General features: G+C 41.1%; 21 protein-coding genes, 1 pseudogene and 1 other annotated feature. Of the genes and pseudogenes, 2 read left to right on the forward strand and 20 right to left on the reverse strand.

Going from position 1 to position 19,170, the window contains the following annotated elements; genetic code table 11:
• From HT687_RS05355 to ybeY, 6 genes are all read right to left on the reverse strand, one after another.
• Window positions 1-1,199, reverse strand: a 1,199-nt coding sequence (locus HT687_RS05355) for a multidrug efflux MFS transporter (RefSeq protein WP_079251599.1), incomplete at its 3' end; no start/stop codon positions are given.
• Window positions 1,186-1,791: a dephospho-CoA kinase gene (gene coaE / locus HT687_RS05360; RefSeq protein WP_000516190.1), complete on the reverse strand. Its 606-nt coding sequence runs from the start codon at window positions 1,789-1,791 to the stop codon at window positions 1,186-1,188. The genes coaE and HT687_RS05355, both read right to left, overlap by 14 nt.
• Window positions 1,791-2,615 (reverse strand): DNA-formamidopyrimidine glycosylase, encoded by an 825-nt coding sequence (gene mutM / locus HT687_RS05365; protein WP_001114616.1) that lies wholly within the window; start codon window positions 2,613-2,615, stop codon window positions 1,791-1,793. Before mutM ends, coaE begins: the two co-directional genes overlap by 1 nt.
• Before the next feature lie 48 nt (window positions 2,616-2,663).
• Complete coding sequence (gene era / locus HT687_RS05370; RefSeq protein WP_050208736.1) at window positions 2,664-3,563, reverse strand: GTPase Era; 900 nt, start codon at window positions 3,561-3,563, stop codon at window positions 2,664-2,666.
• A 16-nt stretch (window positions 3,564-3,579) separates the two neighbouring features.
• Window positions 3,580-3,975, reverse strand: coding sequence for a diacylglycerol kinase (locus tag HT687_RS05375; RefSeq protein ID WP_000378166.1), 396 nt, complete (start codon window positions 3,973-3,975; stop codon window positions 3,580-3,582).
• Window positions 3,956-4,453, reverse strand: coding sequence for an rRNA maturation RNase YbeY (gene ybeY / locus HT687_RS05380; RefSeq protein ID WP_000275158.1), 498 nt, complete (start codon window positions 4,451-4,453; stop codon window positions 3,956-3,958). The genes HT687_RS05375 and ybeY overlap by 20 nt, the downstream gene beginning before the upstream one ends.
• 104 nt (window positions 4,454-4,557) lie before the next feature.
• Here ybeY and pavA point away from each other — a divergent pair, with 104 nt between their 5' ends.
• A complete protein-coding gene (pavA, locus tag HT687_RS05385; RefSeq protein ID WP_031233604.1) occupies window positions 4,558-6,213 on the forward strand; it encodes an Rqc2 family fibronectin-binding protein PavA in 1,656 nt (551 codons plus the stop codon).
• Between the two features lie 60 nt (window positions 6,214-6,273).
• On the opposite strand, the gene HT687_RS05390 is transcribed toward pavA, so the two are convergent.
• The 11 genes from HT687_RS05390 to HT687_RS05435 form a co-directional block, all read right to left on the reverse strand.
• The gene (locus HT687_RS05390; protein ID WP_081005442.1) at window positions 6,274-8,307 is read right to left on the reverse strand and encodes a glucosaminidase domain-containing protein; all 2,034 of its coding nucleotides are present in this window, start codon (window positions 8,305-8,307) and stop codon (window positions 6,274-6,276) included.
• A gap of 41 nt (window positions 8,308-8,348) precedes the next feature.
• Entirely contained in the window at window positions 8,349-9,287 is a 939-nt protein-coding gene (locus tag HT687_RS05395) for a dihydroorotate dehydrogenase (RefSeq protein ID WP_138701365.1), read from the reverse strand.
• Between the two features lie 10 nt (window positions 9,288-9,297).
• The gene (locus HT687_RS05400; RefSeq protein WP_138701364.1) at window positions 9,298-10,098 is read right to left on the reverse strand and encodes a dihydroorotate dehydrogenase electron transfer subunit; all 801 of its coding nucleotides are present in this window, start codon (window positions 10,096-10,098) and stop codon (window positions 9,298-9,300) included.
• 249 nt (window positions 10,099-10,347) lie between these two features.
• Window positions 10,348-10,728, reverse strand: a complete 381-nt coding sequence (locus tag HT687_RS05405; protein ID WP_000157154.1) for a VOC family protein — start codon at window positions 10,726-10,728, stop codon at window positions 10,348-10,350.
• Between the two features lie 57 nt (window positions 10,729-10,785).
• On the reverse strand, window positions 10,786-11,145 hold the full coding sequence (rplT, locus tag HT687_RS05410; RefSeq protein WP_000124836.1) for a 50S ribosomal protein L20: 360 nt from the start codon (window positions 11,143-11,145) through the stop codon (window positions 10,786-10,788).
• 51 nt (window positions 11,146-11,196) lie between these two features.
• Entirely contained in the window at window positions 11,197-11,397 is a 201-nt protein-coding gene (gene rpmI / locus HT687_RS05415) for a 50S ribosomal protein L35 (RefSeq protein ID WP_001125943.1), read from the reverse strand.
• Window positions 11,398-11,429: 32 nt separating this feature from the next.
• The gene (gene infC, locus HT687_RS05420; protein WP_000848180.1) at window positions 11,430-11,960 is read right to left on the reverse strand and encodes a translation initiation factor IF-3; all 531 of its coding nucleotides are present in this window, start codon (window positions 11,958-11,960) and stop codon (window positions 11,430-11,432) included.
• 15 nt (window positions 11,961-11,975) lie between these two features.
• Window positions 11,976-12,107, reverse strand: a sequence feature (ribosomal protein L20 leader region).
• A 163-nt stretch (window positions 12,108-12,270) separates the two neighbouring features.
• Window positions 12,271-13,455: a hypothetical protein gene (locus tag HT687_RS05425; RefSeq protein WP_166731604.1), complete on the reverse strand. Its 1,185-nt coding sequence runs from the start codon at window positions 13,453-13,455 to the stop codon at window positions 12,271-12,273.
• Window positions 13,456-13,479: 24 nt separating this feature from the next.
• Complete coding sequence (locus HT687_RS05430) at window positions 13,480-14,046, reverse strand: ABC transporter ATP-binding protein (protein ID WP_172924104.1); 567 nt, start codon at window positions 14,044-14,046, stop codon at window positions 13,480-13,482.
• 32 nt (window positions 14,047-14,078) lie between these two features.
• Window positions 14,079-14,297 (reverse strand): hypothetical protein, encoded by a 219-nt coding sequence (locus HT687_RS11840; RefSeq protein WP_033605204.1) that lies wholly within the window; start codon window positions 14,295-14,297, stop codon window positions 14,079-14,081.
• Window positions 14,298-14,442: 145 nt separating this feature from the next.
• A complete protein-coding gene (locus HT687_RS05435) occupies window positions 14,443-15,246 on the reverse strand; it encodes an IS5 family transposase (protein ID WP_080674646.1) in 804 nt (267 codons plus the stop codon).
• Window positions 15,247-15,283: 37 nt separating this feature from the next.
• On the opposite strand from HT687_RS05435, the pseudogene HT687_RS05440 reads away from it, so the two are divergent.
• Window positions 15,284-15,493, forward strand: a pseudogene (locus HT687_RS05440) (FAD:protein FMN transferase); the annotation flags it as partial.
• A gap of 99 nt (window positions 15,494-15,592) precedes the next feature.
• On the opposite strand, the gene HT687_RS05445 reads toward HT687_RS05440, so the two are convergent.
• From HT687_RS05445 to glyQ, 3 genes are all read right to left on the reverse strand, one after another.
• Window positions 15,593-15,850, reverse strand: a complete 258-nt coding sequence (locus HT687_RS05445; RefSeq protein ID WP_000371298.1) for a DUF896 family protein — start codon at window positions 15,848-15,850, stop codon at window positions 15,593-15,595.
• A 42-nt stretch (window positions 15,851-15,892) separates the two neighbouring features.
• Entirely contained in the window at window positions 15,893-17,929 is a 2,037-nt protein-coding gene (gene glyS / locus HT687_RS05450; protein ID WP_000164732.1) for a glycine--tRNA ligase subunit beta, read from the reverse strand.
• A 211-nt stretch (window positions 17,930-18,140) separates the two neighbouring features.
• On the reverse strand, window positions 18,141-19,058 hold the full coding sequence (glyQ, locus tag HT687_RS05455; RefSeq protein ID WP_023936433.1) for a glycine--tRNA ligase subunit alpha: 918 nt from the start codon (window positions 19,056-19,058) through the stop codon (window positions 18,141-18,143).
• Window positions 19,059-19,170: the final 112 nt, after the last annotated feature.

The following is a 19,170-nucleotide window of genomic DNA, read 5'->3' on the forward strand; positions in this document are numbered from 1 at the left end:
TTGTTTCGCAGGAAGTCTAATAATGTTCGAAATTGAATCAGGTTAAAGAGACAACTAAAGGCAACACAAAGGCTTGTCGCATAAAAGACAGCATGGTAGCCAAATTGACCTGCTACTGCAGAACCTGCCATGGGACCAACAACACCTCCCAGATAAAAGAATACCTGATTGAAGGCAAAGACCCTCGAAATGCCGGCTTTGGGAGTCATTTTGCTGAGTAGGGCATTAACCCCGGGAATCAAGGCACCGGTTCCCAATCCAAAGAGGAAACGATAGAGTCCTAGTTGAAGGGGGCTAGAGGCATTGGCACAGAGGAGATAGATGATGACTGAATAAAACTGGGCGACAACCAAGAGACGATGATTGCCCACCTTGTCACCTAGCTTGCCCATGACTCCTGCACTCATCATACTGGAAAAGCCCATACTGGACACAATCAAACCAGAGACAAAAAGAAGATTCTCTGTCTGCCCTAAGTCGCGTACATAAAGAGCCAAAATAGGGCCAATCGATTGAGCTGAAAATTGGATGACAAAACTGGTTAAAAAGAGATTGAGCAAAAGATAGGGATATTTAACCGAGGTAAATAATTCCTTTGTTGGAATAGCCTTTTCCTTGGCTACTGGTTGAAAATCTTCCTTGATAAAGCAAATAGTCAAAATAGCAGCTAAAAATAGAAAACTACCAACCAGTAAGAAAACTGTACGAATGCCAAATAATTCTGCGATAAAGCCACCAATAAAGGGACCAGTTAGAGTGCATGCAACTACGCCTGTAGACAAAGTACCTAAGGCAGAGCCTGATTTCTCCTTGGGAACCTGACTGGCTATCAGTGCCGTTGCATTAGGAACAAAACCTGCAAATACACCGTTTAGTAAACGAAGAAAGATTAACCAATAGATATTTGGGACAAAGGCCAAGCCTCCCATAGTGATAGTCATAGCAAGACCTGCCCGAATCATCATGGGTTTTCGGCCGTATTTGTCAGCAAGAATACCCCAAATAGGAGAAAAGAGCGCCGCGGAAATAGCAGAGACAGAAATTGCTAAGCCTGCATAAAAAGCGACTTGCTGACTCCCTACACCTAGATTTTCCACGAAGATGGGCATAAAAGGTACAACCAAAGAAATACTGGCTCCTGTCAGAAAATTACCAAACCAGGCAATACGCAGATTATCCTTCCAGTTAATCTCTGTCATCTTGCCTACCTCCCTCAAGAAGGATATGCACTTGATTAAGAAGCTGGTTCTGATTGCCATTATTATCAAGAACCTGGCTGGCCAAATCTTTCTTTTTTTCTAAAGGCCACTGGGCTGCCAGACGAGACTCAGCTTCATCTTTGGACAACTGGTCCCTTTTCATTAAGCGTTCTACTTGGGCATCTCGGTCCACATAGACCAACCAAGTCTCAGCAAACCAATCGCTGTAGTCCTGCTCAAAAAGTAGGGGAATATCCATGAAGAAAATCTCTTCTGTCTGAGCCAACTGCTCTCTCAAAGTAGCCAGTTCCTCACGGATAATCTCCCCTTGAATTTGATTAGACCATTTTTGCTCTTCAGGATTTGAAAAGATGAGACTAGCTAGGAGAGGGCGATTGAGTTCTCCGTTTTCAAGAATGATTTCTTGCCCAAAGTGCTGTACTAGAGCCTCAAACAGACGACCACCAGGTTTCTGTAGTTGGTGGACGACTGCGTCGGCATCCACTGCTTGAAAGCCTTGCTGTCTTAGAAAATTTGTCACAGTTGACTTACCTGAGGCAATTCCCCCAGTGATTCCGATGATTTTTCCCATCAGTCCCTCCTTTGACAGTTTGGACAAAAGTGGGTTCCACGTCCGCCTAGTTGAATTTTCTCAATGATGGTACCACAGCGTACACATTCTTGACCAGTCTTATCATAGACCTGATGAAAGTCCTGCATGCTTCCATCTTCCCCAAAGGCATTGGTATAAGTCCGAATGGTGGAGCCACCTTTTTCAACAGCCTGGCCCAAAACAGCAATGGTCTGGTCATGAATGGCAGTCGCTTCTTCTGCTGTCAAAGTCTGGGAAGGTCTAGCTGGATGAACCTGAGCTCGCCAGAGAACCTCATCCACATAGATATTGCCAAGTCCAGCTACCAAGGTCTGGTCTAGGAGATGGGATTTGATAGGCTTTTTGGACTTGGCAAGGGCAGATTGAAAGACCTGTAAATCAAAGTCTTGTTCGCTTGGTTCAGGACCTAATTTTTTAGAAATAAAGTAGGCGTCTAAAAGGTCAGGCACCAAGAGTTCCATGGTTCCAAACTTGCGAACATCCTCATAAACAAGCGTGCCACCATCTTCAAACTGAAAGAAAACATGGGCATGCTTGCGTTCAGGTCCTTGGTCTGGATAGTAAAAATACTTGCCCTCCATCCGCAGATGGGAAATCAAAACCTTTTCTGTCAGGCAGAAAAGTAAATATTTACCACGACGTCCCATTGACTCAACAATCTGACCAGGCACTTCCCTTTGAAACTCGTCCAAATCCGTCTTAATCATCTTGGGATAACGAATTTCTATACTCGAAATCTTCTTACCCAAAATCAATTTTTCCAAGCCACGACGAACGGTTTCAACCTCAGGTAATTCAGGCATAAGTCCTCCTTCTGTAAAAACAAGAAGCAGGCATGAGCCCACCTCTACTTAGTATTCTTTTTCATTATAGCCAAAGTCAGCTAAATCCAGCTTTTTATCGCGCCAGTTTTTCTTGACCTTGACCCAGGTTTCTAGGAAGACCTTGTCTCCTAGCATGAGTTCGATATCACGACGGGCCATGCTACCGATTTTCTTAAGCATAGCGCCACCTTTACCGATGATAATCCCTTTTTGGCTATCACGCTCGACCATGATGGTTGCACGGATATGAACCTTGTCTGTCTCTTCGTCTCGTTTCATAGAATCCACTACTACTGCGACAGAATGCGGAATCTCTTCACGAGTTAGGTGCAAGACTTTCTCACGAACCATCTCTGAAACCAAGAAACGCTCTGGATGGTCTGTGATTTGGTCAGCTGGGAAATATTGGAATCCTTCATCCAGATTTTCACTCAAAATATCCACTAGACGAGAGACGTTATTTCCTTGAAGAGCTGAGATTGGAACGATTTCCTTAAAGTCCATTTGGTTACGGAAATCATCGATCTGAGATAAAAGCTGGTCTGGGTGAACCTTATCGATTTTATTCACCACCAAAATCACAGGAACCTTAGCAGCCTTGAGACGCTCGATAATCATGTCGTCTCCCTTACCACGCGCTTCATCAGCAGGCACCATGAAAAGGACGGTATCCACTTCGCGAAGGGTACTGTAGGCAGACTCAACCATGAAATCTCCGAGAGCTGTTTTAGGCTTGTGAATTCCTGGCGTATCGATAAAGACGATTTGCTCTTTATCAGTCGTGTAAATTCCCATAATTTTGTTGCGCGTTGTCTGCGCCTTGTCACTCATGATGGCAATCTTTTGCCCCATGACATGATTTAAAAAAGTTGACTTCCCAACATTGGGACGTCCTAAAATGGCTACAAAACCTGATTTAAAAGTCATAATTTCCTCTTACTGTTTAAAATAATAAATCCCAGATTCGTGGGAGAAAAATTAATGCGCCTGTTAAGGCTGCGAAAAGAGAAACCACTAATACCGCGCCAGCCGCCATATCCTTGGCATTTTTAGCCAGCATGGAAAAGTGATAGTGACTGGCCAAATCCACCACATTTTCAATAGCAGAGTTGATAATCTCAAAGGCTACTACCAAGAAAATGCTCAATAGGAGAAAGAGCCATTCGATTCGTGACACCTGAAAAACAAAACCTGCAAGGATGACCACTAGAGCCGTCACTGCGTGTTTTCGCATATTGCGTTCTTCCTTGATAGCAGTAAAAATACCTGTCAAAGCAAATTCTAAACTGGATATCAGGTCACGATTTTTCCATTTTCGTTTATTGTCTTGTGAGTCCATAGGCTGTCAAAATTTCTTCTTGTAAACCGAACATCTCCGCTTCTTCTTCCGGAGTGTAGTGATCATAGCCGTTAATATGTAAAAAGCCGTGTACTGCCAAGAAGCCCATCTCACGCTCAAAGCTGTGACCATATTCTTCGGCCTGCTCATGAGCCTTATCGATAGAGATGAACAATTCCCCAATATAGGCATCAAACTCAGACATCATCTCTGTCAATTCTGGATTTTCAAGCAAATCCTCTTCGTCAAAGGCAATTTCCAATTCTGGTTTATACTCAAGGCTAATGACATCTGTCGGACGGTCGGTGTCACGGTACTCCAGATTAAGTTCATGACTACGCTCATTGGTCACAAAAGTGACTGCCATCTCCTTGTCTTCTTTTCCTAATTTTTGGGCTGCAAATTCCAAAATTTCTTGGGTTTGTTGCAACATTTCTTTTGAAACTTGACCAGTTTCATCTACCATTTCAATATACATGTGCTTCTCGTTTCTCTTTACTTGGCTTTATTATACCACATTTCCATGATTTTATTCTACCTTTTTGATATAATACTATGGAATACAATCACAAGGAGAGAACGATGTCATTTGATGGATTTTTTTTACACCACATAGTTGAGGAATTGCGAAGCGAATTAGTGAATGGTCGCATCCAGAAAATCAATCAGCCTTTTGAACAAGAGTTGGTCTTGCAAATCCGCAGCAATCGCCAAAGTCACCGCCTGCTCCTTTCTGCCCATCCCGTTTTTGGACGCATTCAGCTGACCCAAACGACTTTTGAAAATCCAGCCCAACCTTCTACCTTTATCATGGTTTTGAGAAAGTATTTACAGGGGGCCCTGATTGAGTCGATTGAGCAGGTGGAAAATGACCGTATTGTGGAAATGACAGTTTCCAATAAAAACGAGATTGGAGACCATATCCAGGCTACCCTGATTATCGAGATTATGGGGAAACACAGTAATATTCTACTGGTTGATAAAAGTAGCCACAAAATTCTCGAAGTCATTAAACACGTTGGTTTTTCACAAAATAGCTACCGCACCTTGCTTCCTGGATCGACCTATATCGCTCCGCCAAGTACGGAATCTCTCAATCCTTTTACTATCAAGGACGAGAAACTCTTTGAAATCCTGCAAACACAGGAAACGACAGCTAAAAATCTTCAAAGCCTCTTTCAAGGTCTGGGACGCGATACGGCAAATGAATTGGAAAGGATTCTGGTTAGTGATAAACTGTCTACTTTCCGTACCTTTTTCCATCAAGAAACCCAGCCATGCTTGACTGAGACATCCTTCAGTCCAGTTCCTTTTAAAAATCAAGTAGGAGAGCCTTTTACCAGTCTTTCTGATTTGCTGGACACCTACTATAAGGACAAGGCAGAACGCGACCGCGTCAAACAGCAAGCCAGTGAACTCATTCGTCGTGTTGAAAATGAACTTCAGAAAAACCGACATAAGCTGAAAAAACAGGAAAAAGAGTTACTGGCGACAGACAACGCTGAAGAATTTCGTCAAAAAGGAGAATTGCTGACAACCTTCCTCCACCAAGTGCCTAACGACCAAGACCAGGTTATCCTAGACAACTACTACACCAACCAACCTATCACGATTGCGCTTGATAAGGCCTTGACTCCCAACCAAAATGCCCAACGCTATTTTAAACGGTATCAGAAACTCAAAGAAGCTGTCAAATACTTGACTGATCTGATTGAGGAAACCAAGGCCACTATTCTCTATCTGGAAAGTGTAGAAACCGTCCTCAACCAAGCTGGGCTGGAAGAAATCGCTGAAATCCGTGAAGAATTGATTCAAACTGGCTTTATCCGCAGAAGACAGCGGGAGAAAATCCAGAAACGCAAAAAACCAGAACAATATCTAGCAAGCGATGGCAAAACCATCATCTATGTCGGCCGAAACAACCTACAAAACGAGGAGCTAACCTTTAAAATGGCACGTAAAGAGGAACTTTGGTTCCATGCCAAGGACATTCCTGGAAGCCACGTTGTCATCTCAGGCAATCTTGACCCATCTGATGAAGTCAAGACAGAAGCAGCAGAACTAGCTGCCTACTTCTCTCAAGGTCGCCTGTCAAATCTGGTGCAGGTAGATATGATTGAAATCAAGAAACTCAACAAACCAACTGGTGGAAAACCCGGCTTTGTCACCTACACAGGACAAAAGACCCTCCGTGTCACACCAGACCCAGAAAAAATCGCATCCATGAAAAAATCCTGATTTTACTTAAAATCAGGATTTTTAACATACTATTCACTCAAATCATATCCAATTATAGGACTAATCTTTGCCACCTAGTTTCTCATTGATTTTCATCATCACACTAGCAATTTTTTCACCCCAATAAGGGTCTGAGGCATATTCTACATTCATACCAGACGCCTTGTTTCCAAGGAAAGTTCTTCCCCTATCGATATAATTTTCCTTAATCCACTTGGTTGCACCTAAAATTCCCTTATCCACATCATCAAATGTCTTAGCAGAAAGGTAAGGGGTCGTATCATAGGCTGTAATGCCAAAGAAATTATTCTTATCTTTGGCAATTTTACTTCTTCCCCAGTCACTTTCTAGGGCACTATGGGCAAGGAGATAAAGGGCATTGATATGATAATGTTCTTCGGCTTCCTTAAAGGTAGTTCCCTTATTTTCCAAGAGACTATTGTCAATATTTAACAGACTAAATACCTTATCCAAATCTTCAGCACTATAGTTTGTAGCCTCTGTCAAATCTTTGAAAAGGAAGGGATTTTCAAGCTTAAAACCATCAAAATGCAGTCCATCTGCCGAATAATATTTCTTGCCTACTTCCATATCAGAAAAATGAGCAGCTACTGGGATACTAGCATTCTGAGCCACATAGTGATAAAAACGGTGCCCATCACTCTCATAATAAGGGATAAAGTCCTTACTAGCATCTAGCGCTTGTAAATCTTCTGTTTTCATATAGCCTGACAAACCAGAAATAGTAATAGCCAGGCGCTTGTCATCACTTTTTCTATCCTTATCTAGCCATACGACACTACCTTGCGATATATAGGAGAGCTTTTCACCATCTGCATCATAAACATTTGCTGTGACAGGTACTACTTGATAATAAGCAGCATTTTCATTTGTAACTTTTTCTCCAAGCCATTTACCGTCGCTTCCAAGCTGATAACCATCTACTGTCTCATTTTTCGCCATATAGCCACCAGATTTGAAGTAGTACCAGGCTTGACTTTTAGAATCGTATAGCCATTCTTTCTCAGCCATTTTACCATCAGATTTGAGATAAAACCAAGATTCCTTATCCCAAATCCATTCATTTGCTGCCATATAGCCACCGGATTTGAAGTAGTACCAGGCTTGACTTTTAGAATCGTAGACCCATTCTTTTTTAGCCATTTTGCCATCAGACTTGAGGTAAAACCATGACTCCTTATCCCAAATCCATTCATTGGCTGCCATGTAGCCACCGGATTTGAAGTAGTACCAAGCTTGACTATGAGAATCGTAGACCCATTCTTTATCTGCCATTTTGCCATCAGATTTGAGATAAAACCAAGATTCCTTATCCCAAATCCATTCATTGACTGCCATGTAGCCACCGGATTTTAGATAATAATAGTGACCATTCTCGAAAATCCATTCTTTATCAGCATGGTTTCCATTTTCTTTGATGTAAAACCAAGATTGGTATTGTCTGTCAAAAAGCCAACCTTGCTGTACTTTGGCACCACTGGCATTCACATAAGCTTGATTAATCCACTGACTTGTCAGTAGATAACCACCGGATTTGAAATAATAATCCTTCCCTTTAATTTGGAGCCATTCTTTCTCTGCGTGCTGGCCATCTGCTTTGATATAAAACCAAGCATCGTATTGAGAATCATAGACCCAGTCTTCCATTACTTTGGCACCTGTTGCACCAACATAGGAAGTTCCTACCCAAGCATTTCTTTTCATCTTTCCATCTTGGTCAAGATAATAAAAGGCTCCCTTGTCTTCTACCCATTCTGATTTGGCCATATAGCCACCAGATTTGAGGTAAAAATAGTCGTCACCTTGCTTTAGCCATTCATTTTCAGCATAGTTAGCATCTGCTTTTATATAGAACCAAGATTGATAATGAGTATCAAAAACCCACTCATTCGCTGCTTGACTGCCATCTTCTTTCAGATACTGTTTTCCTTGCCAAGTACCATCACTAGCCATTGCACCCTCTGGACTAGCTAAGAAAAATAGCAGAGCTAAAAAAATAAATCTTACTTTCTTCATTAACCTTCTTCCTCTGTTCTTATTTATTTTATTGTACCAAAATTCTCCTAAATTCATATTACAAACTAATAAAAAATCAAGAACAGATTGATTGCAGGTTACCTCAGAGACTCTTTTACTTCCTGACGGAGTTCTTCCAGACTGCTAATACCGTATTTATCCATGACTTTTGGTAAATTTTCGATGATGTCAGGGCAGGCATAAGGATTGGTAAAGTTAGCTGTTCCAACTCCGATAGCAGATGCCCCAGCCAGATACATTTCTAGGGCAGCTTCAGCCGAATCCACTCCCCCCATTCCAATGATAGGCAGGTCTGTTGTTTGGGCTACTTGGCGGATGAGTTTGAGGGCTACTGGAAAGACTGCTGGACCTGACATTCCACCTGTTCCATTGGCCAAGATTGGTTTTCTGGTTTTGAGGTCAAAGCGCATTCCAACCAGAGTATTGATCATGGTCAAGCCACTTGCTCCCGCATCTTCTGCAGCTTTTGCGACAGTAACGATATCGGTCACACTCGGGGTTAATTTGACATAAACTGGCACTTCTGAGGCTTCCACAGCTGCTTTCACCACATCATAAGCCAAATCTGGATCTTGACCAATCAAAAGTCCATGATTACAGTGGTCAACATTGGGACAAGAAATATTGAGCTCGATAGCTTTTACATTAGTTGCCTTGGAAATCCCATGAGAAACAGCTGCATACTCTTGTTTTGAAAAACCAGCTACATTGGCAATAATAGGAAGATTTGGATATTCTCTTTCCAGCCAAGGTAGCTTTTCAGCCAAAACAACCTCTAAACCAGGATTTTGCAAGCCAATTGCATTGAGCATACCAGCAGGCGTCTCTGCCACTCTTGGAGTTGGATTGCCAAAACGGGATTCAAGGGTTGTCGCCTTGATCATAATAGAACCTAAAAGGTCTAAATCATAGTACTTGGCATACTCTTGTCCAAAACCAAAACAGCCTGATGCTGGAATAATCGGATTTTTCAAATCCAAACCAGGTAGAGACACTTGTAATCGATTTCTAGTCATAATTTTCTCCTTATAATACAACTGTTCCTGTGCGGAAAACAGGACCATCTTCACAGACGCGTTGGCTGACCGTCTCGCTTTCTGGTACTTTTAGAACACAGGCATAGCAAGCTCCCATCCCACAAGCCATACGAGATTCCAGAGATAAATAGGCTCTTGGGTGATCATCAAAGGTTTGATTGATATACTTCATCATTCCTGGAGCCCCACACGAGTAAACAGCATCAAACTGACTATCTAAATCATTGATAACAACGGAAACATTTCCCTTGATGCCATAAGAACCATCATCTGTCGTTACAAAGACCTGACCATACTGAGCCAATTCCGTTTTCAAAATAACAGCATCCTTATTAGCAAAGCCAAGGACAGTCACTACTTTCACACCACGCGCATGCAATCCCTTAGCAAGCTCAAGCAAGGGCGGAACACCAATCCCCCCACCAACAAGGAGAACCTGGCTCTGCTCATCAAGGTCAGACAAGTCAAAACCATTTCCCTGAGGCCCCATCACATCAAGAGTATCTCCCTGACTTAGGGTTGAGAAAATAGCTGTCCCAGCTCCCTCAATTCGGTAAATGAGATGACACTGCTTGTTTACCTTGTCAATAGACGAAATTGAAATAGGACGACGTAAGAGATGGGCATCGTCCGGTACACGCAGATGAAGAAATTGGCCTGCTCGCATGGCTTCAACCATTTCTCCTTCTAGGACTAATTCAAAGATTGCTGGCGCGATTTCCTCTTGTGCAACCACCTTCATGGTTTCCAACCGAATGACACCCAAACGCTTCTTACATGTGGGATTCATAACTTTTCCTCCTTAAATTTTAAGGGGACCAGATAAAGAAAAGACCTTGCTAGTGCAAGGCCTCAGTTAAAATCGTACAACACAAGAGAGCACATTCAAAAAGTCTCCTCTAGAAAATTGCACTATTCTTTTATCTGACACCTTGTGAGTCTCTCTGGACTCCCCTTAAAGGTTGAATTTTTATTAGTATACTCTTTCAGCTAAAAAAAGTCAAGTAGAAAACGAATATTCTACTTAACTTGCACGAAATTATTTTTCACGAATGACTTCGACCTTGTATCCATCAGGGTCTTTGACAAAGTAATAGTTTGGTGTAGTTCCTGGTAGACCATTTGGCTCAGTCACTTCATAGCCTTTTGCACTGTGCTCTTGATGAAGTGCCTCAAGATCAGGTGTACTGAGGGCGATATGGGCAAACCCATCACCAACCACATACGGACCGTGATCGTAGTTATAAGTCAACTCCAACTCATAGTCATCACCCTCAAGACCTAGATAGACAATCGTGAAGGCATGGTCTGGAAAATCTCTGCGACGCAATTCTTTAAAACCAAAAGCATCTTGATAAAATGCGATTGATTTTTCAAGATTTTCTACTCGTAAGCAAGTGTGTAGCATTTTTGAAGCCATATCTTTCTCCTTTATTTTTAAAAAGACTGGACAATCCTCTTCCAGTCTCATCAGTTGTTATTTACCAAGTTTTGCTTTAGCTGCATCTGCAAGAGCTGTGAAAGCTACTGCATCGTTAACAGCCAAGTCAGCAAGCATTTTACGGTTAACTTCGATCTCAGCCAATTTCAAACCATGCATCAATTGTGAGTATGAAAGTCCGTTCATACGAGCTGCCGCGTTGATACGAGTGATCCACAATTTGCGGAAGTCACGTTTTTTCTGACGACGATCACGGTATGCATAGTAGTAAGAGTTCATTACTTGTTCTTTTGCAGTACGGAACAAGATGTGTTTAGCTCCATAGTAACCTTTTGCTAATTTAAGAATACGTTTACGACGTTTGCGTGATACAACGCCACCTTTAACACGTGCCATGTTTTATTTCCTCCAAATATTTCCTAGAATTATTTACTTACAGTCAAGCTATTATTTCAAGCGAGTAAGCATTGCTTTGATACGTTTGTAATCTCCTGAATGCACCATAGATGCTTTACGAAGATGACGACGTTGTTTCTTAGTTTTTCCGTGGAAACGGTGAGAAGTGTAAGCACGGAAACGTTTAAGTCCACCAGAACCTGTACGTTTGAAACGTTTAGCTGATGCGCGGTGTGTTTTTTGTTTTGGCATGATTTTTTCTCCTTTATTTAACTTTCTGACAATTATTTTTTGTCAGTCGCTGGCGCCAATTGCATGAACATTTGACGTCCATCCATTTTAGCACGTTGTTCGATGATGGCAATATCTTGAGTTGCTTCAGCAAACTCGGCTAAAACTTTTGCACCAATCTCTTTATGGGTAATCATACGACCCTTAAAGCGAATAGATACCTTAACTTTATTTCCTTTTTCAAGGAACTTACGTGCATTACGAAGTTTTGTATCAAAGTCACCCTTGTCAATTGTTGGACTTAGACGAACTTCTTTCACAGTAACAACGCTTTGTTTTTTACGTTGTTCTTTTTGCTTCTTCTGGTACTCAAATTTGAACTTACCGTAGTCCATAATTTTTGCAACAGGCGGTTTGGCTTGGGGTTGAATCAATACTAGGTCAACATTAGCGTTATCAGCCAAAGCTTGCGCTTCACTGAGTGGCTTGATGCCTAGCTGTTCTCCCTCAAGACCAATCAAGCGAACTTCACGTACACGAATCTCATCATTGATGAATAAGTCTTGCTTTGCTATGGTTTTCACCTCTTTTGTTTTATTAGAGAAAAACAATAGCGGACTCGTAAATATACAAGCCCGCACGTTATGATAGCGTTTCTTCGAAACTTTTCATCCGTAGGGCCAGGCAACTTAATGTCACAAGGCGAGAAGCTCTCACTTCTGCTTTTCTCAACTTTTATATGATACCAAGTTTTCTAGCTCTTGTCAAGATAAAAAGTTATTTTTTGAAAAGTTTGTGTTTGTATTTTGGTTTGGTTTTCGAATCAAAAAGAGAGAATCAAGTTGATTCCCTCTCTATGTTAGTTTTTACTTATTTTCCCTACCTATAGGAAAGCTAGAATCTATTAAAAACTTCCCTTTTACGTGAATTTCCCCATCTTTCGATAAATAAAATCCCCACTAACAAAAGGATAATCAAGTAAGGAAGTAAAACTAGCCCCATGCTCCAATTTAGATTGACATTATCAATCTGCTTAGGTAATCTTCCAGATAAAATCTCCACTGAACGCAAGTAAGTAAAGGGAATCAGATGTGCAATCCTTTGAAGAGGCTGAATGGTTTGGATGCCAAACAATAAGCCAACAATCCCAATGAGTGAAAGAAAAAGGACAGGCATTTTTTGCTTGAAAAAGTAAGCAATCAAATACACGACTTCCACAATGACGATAAAGGCTAAGAAAGCTAAGAACAAGCCAGGAAATAACACATCTTGTATCTTTCCAATAGTTACCTCTTGATTCGCTAAGCTATAAATTGGGTAGGGATAATCTAACTGTCCAAAACCACTTATCAGACTTCCCGCTAGAAAAGAAAATCCACAGATTCCGATAAACAGCACAGTTACATAGCCCACTCCAACTCCAAGAGAGGATAAAGCAAATGTCACTTTTGAAAAAGGATATAAGTGAGCTGTGTCCAGATGATTTTGATATCTTTCTGCAAATAGTTGCGTTAGCATAAAAATAATAGCAACCACAAACAAGCTTGGGATGATAGCCTCTAAAATCCAGACAATCTGGTCAATCCCGTGGGTCGGAAACTCCAAAGTATGTGCTTTTATGTTCAAGGGATACAGGGCTTGGTAAATCTTTCGTTGGCGGTCAACCGCCATTTTAAAGTCAGAGCTAGCAGTCGGTTCATTTGACATAACTTCATAATTCTTCTCTTCATCTTGCCACTGCAAATAATAGGCTTCTTTCCATCGTCCTTCTTTTAGTAAATTCAAAATTTCTTTCTTTTGCGTTAAAAAATTTTTTTGCAAGTCTAAATTACTTTTAACACTCTGGTATTCCTCCGAGCTGGTGTCAGACATTTGGGAAAGCTTCACTTCATTTTCATTGATGATTCTCTCATATTTTACAACACTGGTTTCCAACTCGCTCTCCAAGCTGTGTGAGTTTGCAGTCTGACTATTTAAATAAAAGGTAACACCGAGTACAGATGCAAATAAAAGTAAGATAATCCAGTTTAAACGACTTTTGAAAACTTTTTTCAATAAAAATAGACTAACATCTTTCATAAACTAAACCTCTTCTATCTGCCCCTAATGAATGGTTACTACTCTATCGCAGACATCAACCAACTCTTCCTTATAGTGGGAACTTAAAAGAACCAGCTGCTCTTGTCTATCGATTTGTGCCAGCCTATCAAAAAACTTCTGTCGATAATACTCATCTAAGCCATTTGTAATTTCATCCATAAGCCAGCATTTGGCCTGACTGAGGAAATACATGGCAATCACCAAGCGTTGCTTCATGCCTAGGGAATACTTGCGAATGGGAAGGCTGATATAGTCAGACATTTCCCAGTAGGCGATTTCATCCCTCAAGTTCAGGTCTGACTTCCAGATGCTTTTTATAAGGCGAAGATAGTCCATCCCACTTAAGTTTCCATCCAGCCATTCAACACTCTCATAATAAAATAAAGAAGGAGAGACTGCGATATTTCCACTACTTATGGGGATTAAGTTGCTAATGGCGCGGAACAGGGTCGTCTTTCCAGAGCCATTGATAGCGAGAACACCATAAACCCTGCCTTTATTAAAGGTGAAATCCGCATCTTGCAAGATGACTTGTCGCGTTTTTAAGGTCACATGAGTAAGCTGTAACATATCCAGTCCTCCTTTTTCTCACTCTTTAAGGATCAATAGCCTCCTTTGTAATGGTTTACTACCTCATAACGATCGTAGTTCCAGCCTCCGCCAACTTTATACTCAGAATAGCTATAATAAGAAGACCATTCCGGAATGACAATATATCCATATCTGTGGTAATTCATACTATACCTATAGTAGGTATTCCAATCATAGCGATAACTTTTAAGAACGGTCTTAGCAGATACACTGGACTGAAGAAGACCAATAGATTATAAACTAACTAATTAAACGATTTTTGCTAATTTTTAATGATTTTATATCATCAATATCGAAGACGCTTTCATTATATCGTTTTTATCATTATTATGCAACAGATTTTTAGTTTATTTTACTACTAGACTTCCTGCAAAACTAGAATCCTAGTTCATGATTGATAATGCCAGCAATCGAATTCATTCGTAATCCGAAGCGTTTACGATGATTTCGATAGGTTGTTGAAAACATTTTAAACGTTTTTACTGTGGCAAAAATATTCTCAACCTTGCTGCTCTCCTTAGATAGTGCATGGTTACAGGCTTTGTCTTCAAGAGTTAATGGCTTAAGTTTACTTGATTTCCTCGGAGTTTGTGCTTGAGGATATATCTTCATGAGTCCTTGATAAGCACTGTCAGCCAAGATTTTACCAGCTTGTCCGATATTTCTGCGACTCATTTTGAACAACTTCATATCATGACAATAGTTCACAGTGATCTCCAAAGAAACAATTCTCCCTTGGCTTGTGACAATCGCCTGAGCCTTCATAGCGTGGCATTTCTTTTTACCAGAATCATTCGCTAATTGTTTTTTAAGGCGATGGATTTTTACTTCCGTCGCATCAATCATTACCGTGTCCTCAGAACTGAGAGGAGTTCTTGAAATCGTAAAACCACTTTGAACAAGAGTTACTTCAACCCATTGACTCCGATGGGTTAAGTTGCTTTCGTGGATACCAAGATCAGCCGCAATTTCTTCATAAGTGCGGTATTCTCGCACATATTGAAGAGTGGCCATAAGAAGGTCTTCTAGGCTTAATTTGAGTTTTCGTCCCCCTTTTGCGTGTTTACCTTGATAAGCTGTTTTTAATACAGCTAACATCTCTTCAAAAGTCGTGCGCTGAACACCAACCAGGAGCTTAAATCGTGCATCAGTTAGTTGTTTACTTGCTTCATAATTCATAGAACTATTCTACCATATATTGTTTCGCAGGAAGTCTAATCAAACAGGATATCCTGTTGAAACGGAACTAGCGAGTCTAACAATCATCTCTGATAAATCAGTCGATGGCGAAATCTGAACGACTCGACTCTTTGGAGAAAGACATGCTTCTATCCTCTGGCAAGTCGAAAGTTTTGAGGGCATCGAAGCCATCCTCATCGATAAAGAAGGTCACCTAAGCTGTTCTTCAGGAATTCCTACTCTATAGAGACAACTGTTTCAATGGAGTTTTAAAATTGTATTATGTAAAAAGAGAAAGGAAATCTCATGTTATAGTCATTTAGTTTTAAAAAAGAAAGAATACATATTATGAATTTGGATCATCAAGACTACGACCATGTAATCCTTTTTCACGTTGTACCTGACGTAGTTTTTCTGGTGTAACATCATTACCTTCTTCGTCCACAATTTTGATTCCCTCAATGTGGTGACGAACAGAGCGACGATAACCTTCAATGTACTCCTCACGTAGTTTAGCTTGTTCCACTTTTTCTTCTGATGTCAAGCCTTCTGCTTTTTTCTTTTTGGCAAGCTCATTGATACGATCAATTTTTTTAGGATCCATGTTTCTCTCCTTTATGATAAGATTTAATCCGTTTAACAGATTTTATTTGGTATTGATTTGGTTAAAACGTGCAAGTTTAGCTGCTTTCTTGGTTAATTGAGACAAGATTGCCAAACGATTTTGACGGACTGCTTCATTTTCAGCCATAACCATGGTATTCTCAAAGAATGCATCAATGACTGGGCTAAGCGCAAAGAGCTGTTTCAATTGCTGACTGGCAGTCCCTGACAAAACGAGTGATTCTACTGCTTCTGCCAAGGTTTTCTCTTCTTCATTCTCAAAGAGAGCTGAATCAACTGTGGCTACTCCTTCTGCCTTCTCAGTCAAGTTAAAGGCACGAGAGAGTGATTCAACGGATGGTTTGAAGTCTTCTTCCTTGCTTGCTTCTACGAGAGCACTTGCTGCTTCCAACATATCTGCCACAACAAAGTTTGATCCTGCAAGAACGGCTTCCTTAATGTCTTTTGGAGTAGAACCCATCATCTTATCAACACGAGCCTTGATAAAGTTCATAACCTCTGTCTTATTTTCATAAGTCAAGCTGTCAAATGTTAAAGCATAAAGGCTATCAATCAGCTCGTCCATAGCAATGTGCCAACCAAAGGCATCCAATATACGAACTACACCTTGCGTCGCACGACGAAGGGCATAAGGGTCATTAGAACCTGATGGAATCAAACCTACTGAGAAGAAACTCAAAATCGTATCCAATTTATCTGCAATAGCAAGCACTGCACCAACCTTGCTCTCTGGAAGTTCTCCTTCAGCTGATGTAGGCATGTAGTGTTCACGAATAGCAGTTGCCACTGCTGGAGTTTCACCAGCAAGAAGGGCATATTTCTCACCCATAATTCCTTGGAGCTCGTCAAATTCACCAACCATACCTGTCAACAAGTCAAACTTGTAAATGGCTGCTGCACGGGCTAGGTCAACTGTTTCATCCGCTGACAAGCCTGCTTTTTCTGCCAAGAGAATAGCAATCTGACCCGTACGAATCATGTGTTCACGAAGGGAACCAATCTTCTCATGGAAGGTCACATTGTTTAATTTTTCAACAAGATCTGAAATGACCAATTTTTGATCTTCACGCCAGAAGAATTCACCATCTTCTAAGCGAGCGACCAAGACTTTTTCATTTCCTTTGATAACATTTTCCAAATGCTCTGCATTTCCATTACGAACAGAAATGAAGTTTGGCAATAGTTTACCGTCTTGATCACGGACAACAAAGTAACGTTGGTGTTCCTTCATTGAAGTCACCAAAACTTCTTCTGGAACTTCAAGATATTTAGCATCAAAACTTCCCATAAAGGCAGTTGGGTATTCAACCAAGTTCAAGACTTCATTCAGCAAATCAGCGTCAATCTCGATACCTACACCACGCTCAGCTTCGATTGTCTTGATTTGGTCAACAATCATTTGCTCACGTTCACGTGGATCTGCAATTACATACTGTGCACGAAGGTCTTCTTCATAGCTCAATGCTGACTGAATCTTAGTTTCTTGTCCCAAGAAACGATGGCCACGGCTCACACGCCCTCCCTTGATATCAAGGAAATCCAAATCAAACTCTTCTTCATCTAAAAGAACAGTTAAAGTGTGAACAGGGCGGATGTATTCAAAGGTGTTGTTAGCCCAGTGCATGCTGACAGGGAAAGTCAAGGACTTCAAGACATCTACAACACCAGGAACAATGGCTTCAACTGCTTGACCAATTTCTTCCTTGGTAACATAGACATATTCTTCACCCTTGATTTCACGGAATTCGATATCTTCAACAGTCAAGCCTTTCCCACGGACAAATCCTTGAGCTGCTTTGGTGAAGTTTCCATCACTATCCAATGCAATTTTCTTTGCTGGCCCCTTAAAATCTTCTGTCAAATCAGACTGTTTGTCTGCAAGACCAGTTAAACGAACAGCCAAACGACGTGGTGTTGAGAAGGTCTGAATAGCTTCAAAAGACAAGCGGTTTTCCTTAAGAAAGGCTGCCATTTTTTCGCCTAGTTGTTTTTCACTTGGTGTGACAACATAGGCTGGTAATTCTTCAAGACCGAGTTCTACTAATAAGTTTTTTGTCATGTTTTTTCTCCGAAAAATATCTTTTTATTTTCCAGTTTGCCTTATGTGATTGGTACGCAAGCAACCAACTTCGTTGTTTCATTGCTAAAATTGGAGCCAAAAGTCTCCAATTTTGCCTAGTATCCTTAGTTTCACTAAGGATACCTTCATCACTGCTGCAACTGGTTCAGGGCTCACACTGTTCGCCCATTTTCGTAATTTGTCACTTTCTTTATTCCGCGTCTTCTGCTAAGAGTTTAACTCGTGTTGCTTCATCTAAAAGTGGGTAACCTAGGCGTTTGCGTTCTGCGACAAAGGTTTTGGCTACGACACGGGCCAAGTTACGGATACGAGCGATATAGCCTGCGCGCTCTGTTACAGATACGGCACCACGCGCATCAAGCAGGTTAAAGGTATGTGAACATTTGAGAACATAGTCATAGGCAGGGTGAACTAAGCCTTCTTCTAATGCACGACCAGCTTCTTTTTCAAACTTATCAAAATTTTCAAGCAACATTTCTTGATCTGAAATTTCAAATGAATATTTTGAGTGTTCGTACTCAGGCTGGATAAAGATTTCTCCGTATTTTACACCATCGGCCCACTCAATATCATAGACAGAATCCACTTCCTGAATATAAGAAGCCAAGCGCTCCAAACCATAGGTAACTTCCGCAGTCACAGGGCCGGTTGCCAATCCACCGACTTGTTGGAAATAAGTGAACTGGGTGATTTCCATCCCATCAAGCCAAACTTCCCAACCGAGACCTGCAGATCCAGTCGATGGATTTTCCCAGTTATCCTCAACGAAACGAATATCGTGCTCCAAAGGATTGATTCCCAATTTTTCCAAAGACTCAAGGTAAAGTTCCTGGATGTTTGATGGAGATGGCTTCATTACCACCTGGAATTGGTGGTGTTGGTAGAGACGGTTAGGATTTTCCCCATAACGACCGTCAGCAGGACGACGTGATGGCTCTACATAAGCCGCATTCCATGGCTCAGGTCCGATAGCTCGAAGGAAAGTGTAAGGACTCATCGTTCCCGCACCTTTTTCATTATCATAAGCCTGCATGAGCATACAACCTTGGTCATTCCAAAATTGTTGCAAAGTCAAAATAATTTCTTGAAATGTTAATTTCTTAGACATTGAATACTCCTTAATAAAAAATGATTTCTTGCGACACGAGTCTGCCTCGTCGATTATACGAGGCAAGACGAGTTAGTACTGCGTCTAGCTCAGGCACTCTAGTGCTGAGCGT

This window comes from Streptococcus sp. 1449 (genome assembly GCF_013276805.1).
Classification (GTDB): domain Bacteria; phylum Bacillota; class Bacilli; order Lactobacillales; family Streptococcaceae; genus Streptococcus; species Streptococcus pseudopneumoniae.

Bases quoted from the DNA above. Each gene is read 5' to 3' on its own strand.
- HT687_RS05425 (WP_166731604.1), bottom strand. From the start codon at position 13,455: ATGAAAGATGTTAGTCTATTTTTATTGAAAAAAGTTTTCAAAAGTCGT.
- rpmI (WP_001125943.1), bottom strand. From the start codon at position 11,397: ATGCCAAAACAAAAAACACACCGCGCATCAGCTAAACGTTTCAAACGT.
- pavA (WP_031233604.1), top strand. From the start codon at position 4,558: ATGTCATTTGATGGATTTTTTTTACACCACATAGTTGAGGAATTGCGA.
- glyQ (WP_023936433.1), bottom strand. From the start codon at position 19,058: ATGTCTAAGAAATTAACATTTCAAGAAATTATTTTGACTTTGCAACAA.
- mutM (WP_001114616.1), bottom strand. From the start codon at position 2,615: ATGCCTGAATTACCTGAGGTTGAAACCGTTCGTCGTGGCTTGGAAAAA.
- coaE (WP_000516190.1), bottom strand. From the start codon at position 1,791: ATGGGAAAAATCATCGGAATCACTGGGGGAATTGCCTCAGGTAAGTCA.
- HT687_RS05430 (WP_172924104.1), bottom strand. From the start codon at position 14,046: ATGTTACAGCTTACTCATGTGACCTTAAAAACGCGACAAGTCATCTTG.
- rplT (WP_000124836.1), bottom strand. From the start codon at position 11,145: ATGGCACGTGTTAAAGGTGGCGTTGTATCACGCAAACGTCGTAAACGT.
- era (WP_050208736.1), bottom strand. From the start codon at position 3,563: ATGACTTTTAAATCAGGTTTTGTAGCCATTTTAGGACGTCCCAATGTT.
- HT687_RS05390 (WP_081005442.1), bottom strand. From the start codon at position 8,307: ATGAATTTAGGAGAATTTTGGTACAATAAAATAAATAAGAACAGAGGA.
- glyS (WP_000164732.1), bottom strand. From the start codon at position 17,929: ATGACAAAAAACTTATTAGTAGAACTCGGTCTTGAAGAATTACCAGCC.
- HT687_RS05395 (WP_138701365.1), bottom strand. From the start codon at position 9,287: ATGACTAGAAATCGATTACAAGTGTCTCTACCTGGTTTGGATTTGAAA.
- HT687_RS05375 (WP_000378166.1), bottom strand. From the start codon at position 3,975: ATGGACTCACAAGACAATAAACGAAAATGGAAAAATCGTGACCTGATA.
- HT687_RS05405 (WP_000157154.1), bottom strand. From the start codon at position 10,728: ATGGCTTCAAAAATGCTACACACTTGCTTACGAGTAGAAAATCTTGAA.
- HT687_RS05435 (WP_080674646.1), bottom strand. From the start codon at position 15,246: ATGAATTATGAAGCAAGTAAACAACTAACTGATGCACGATTTAAGCTC.
- HT687_RS05445 (WP_000371298.1), bottom strand. From the start codon at position 15,850: ATGGATCCTAAAAAAATTGATCGTATCAATGAGCTTGCCAAAAAGAAA.
- ybeY (WP_000275158.1), bottom strand. From the start codon at position 4,453: ATGTATATTGAAATGGTAGATGAAACTGGTCAAGTTTCAAAAGAAATG.
- HT687_RS05400 (WP_138701364.1), bottom strand. From the start codon at position 10,098: ATGAATCCCACATGTAAGAAGCGTTTGGGTGTCATTCGGTTGGAAACC.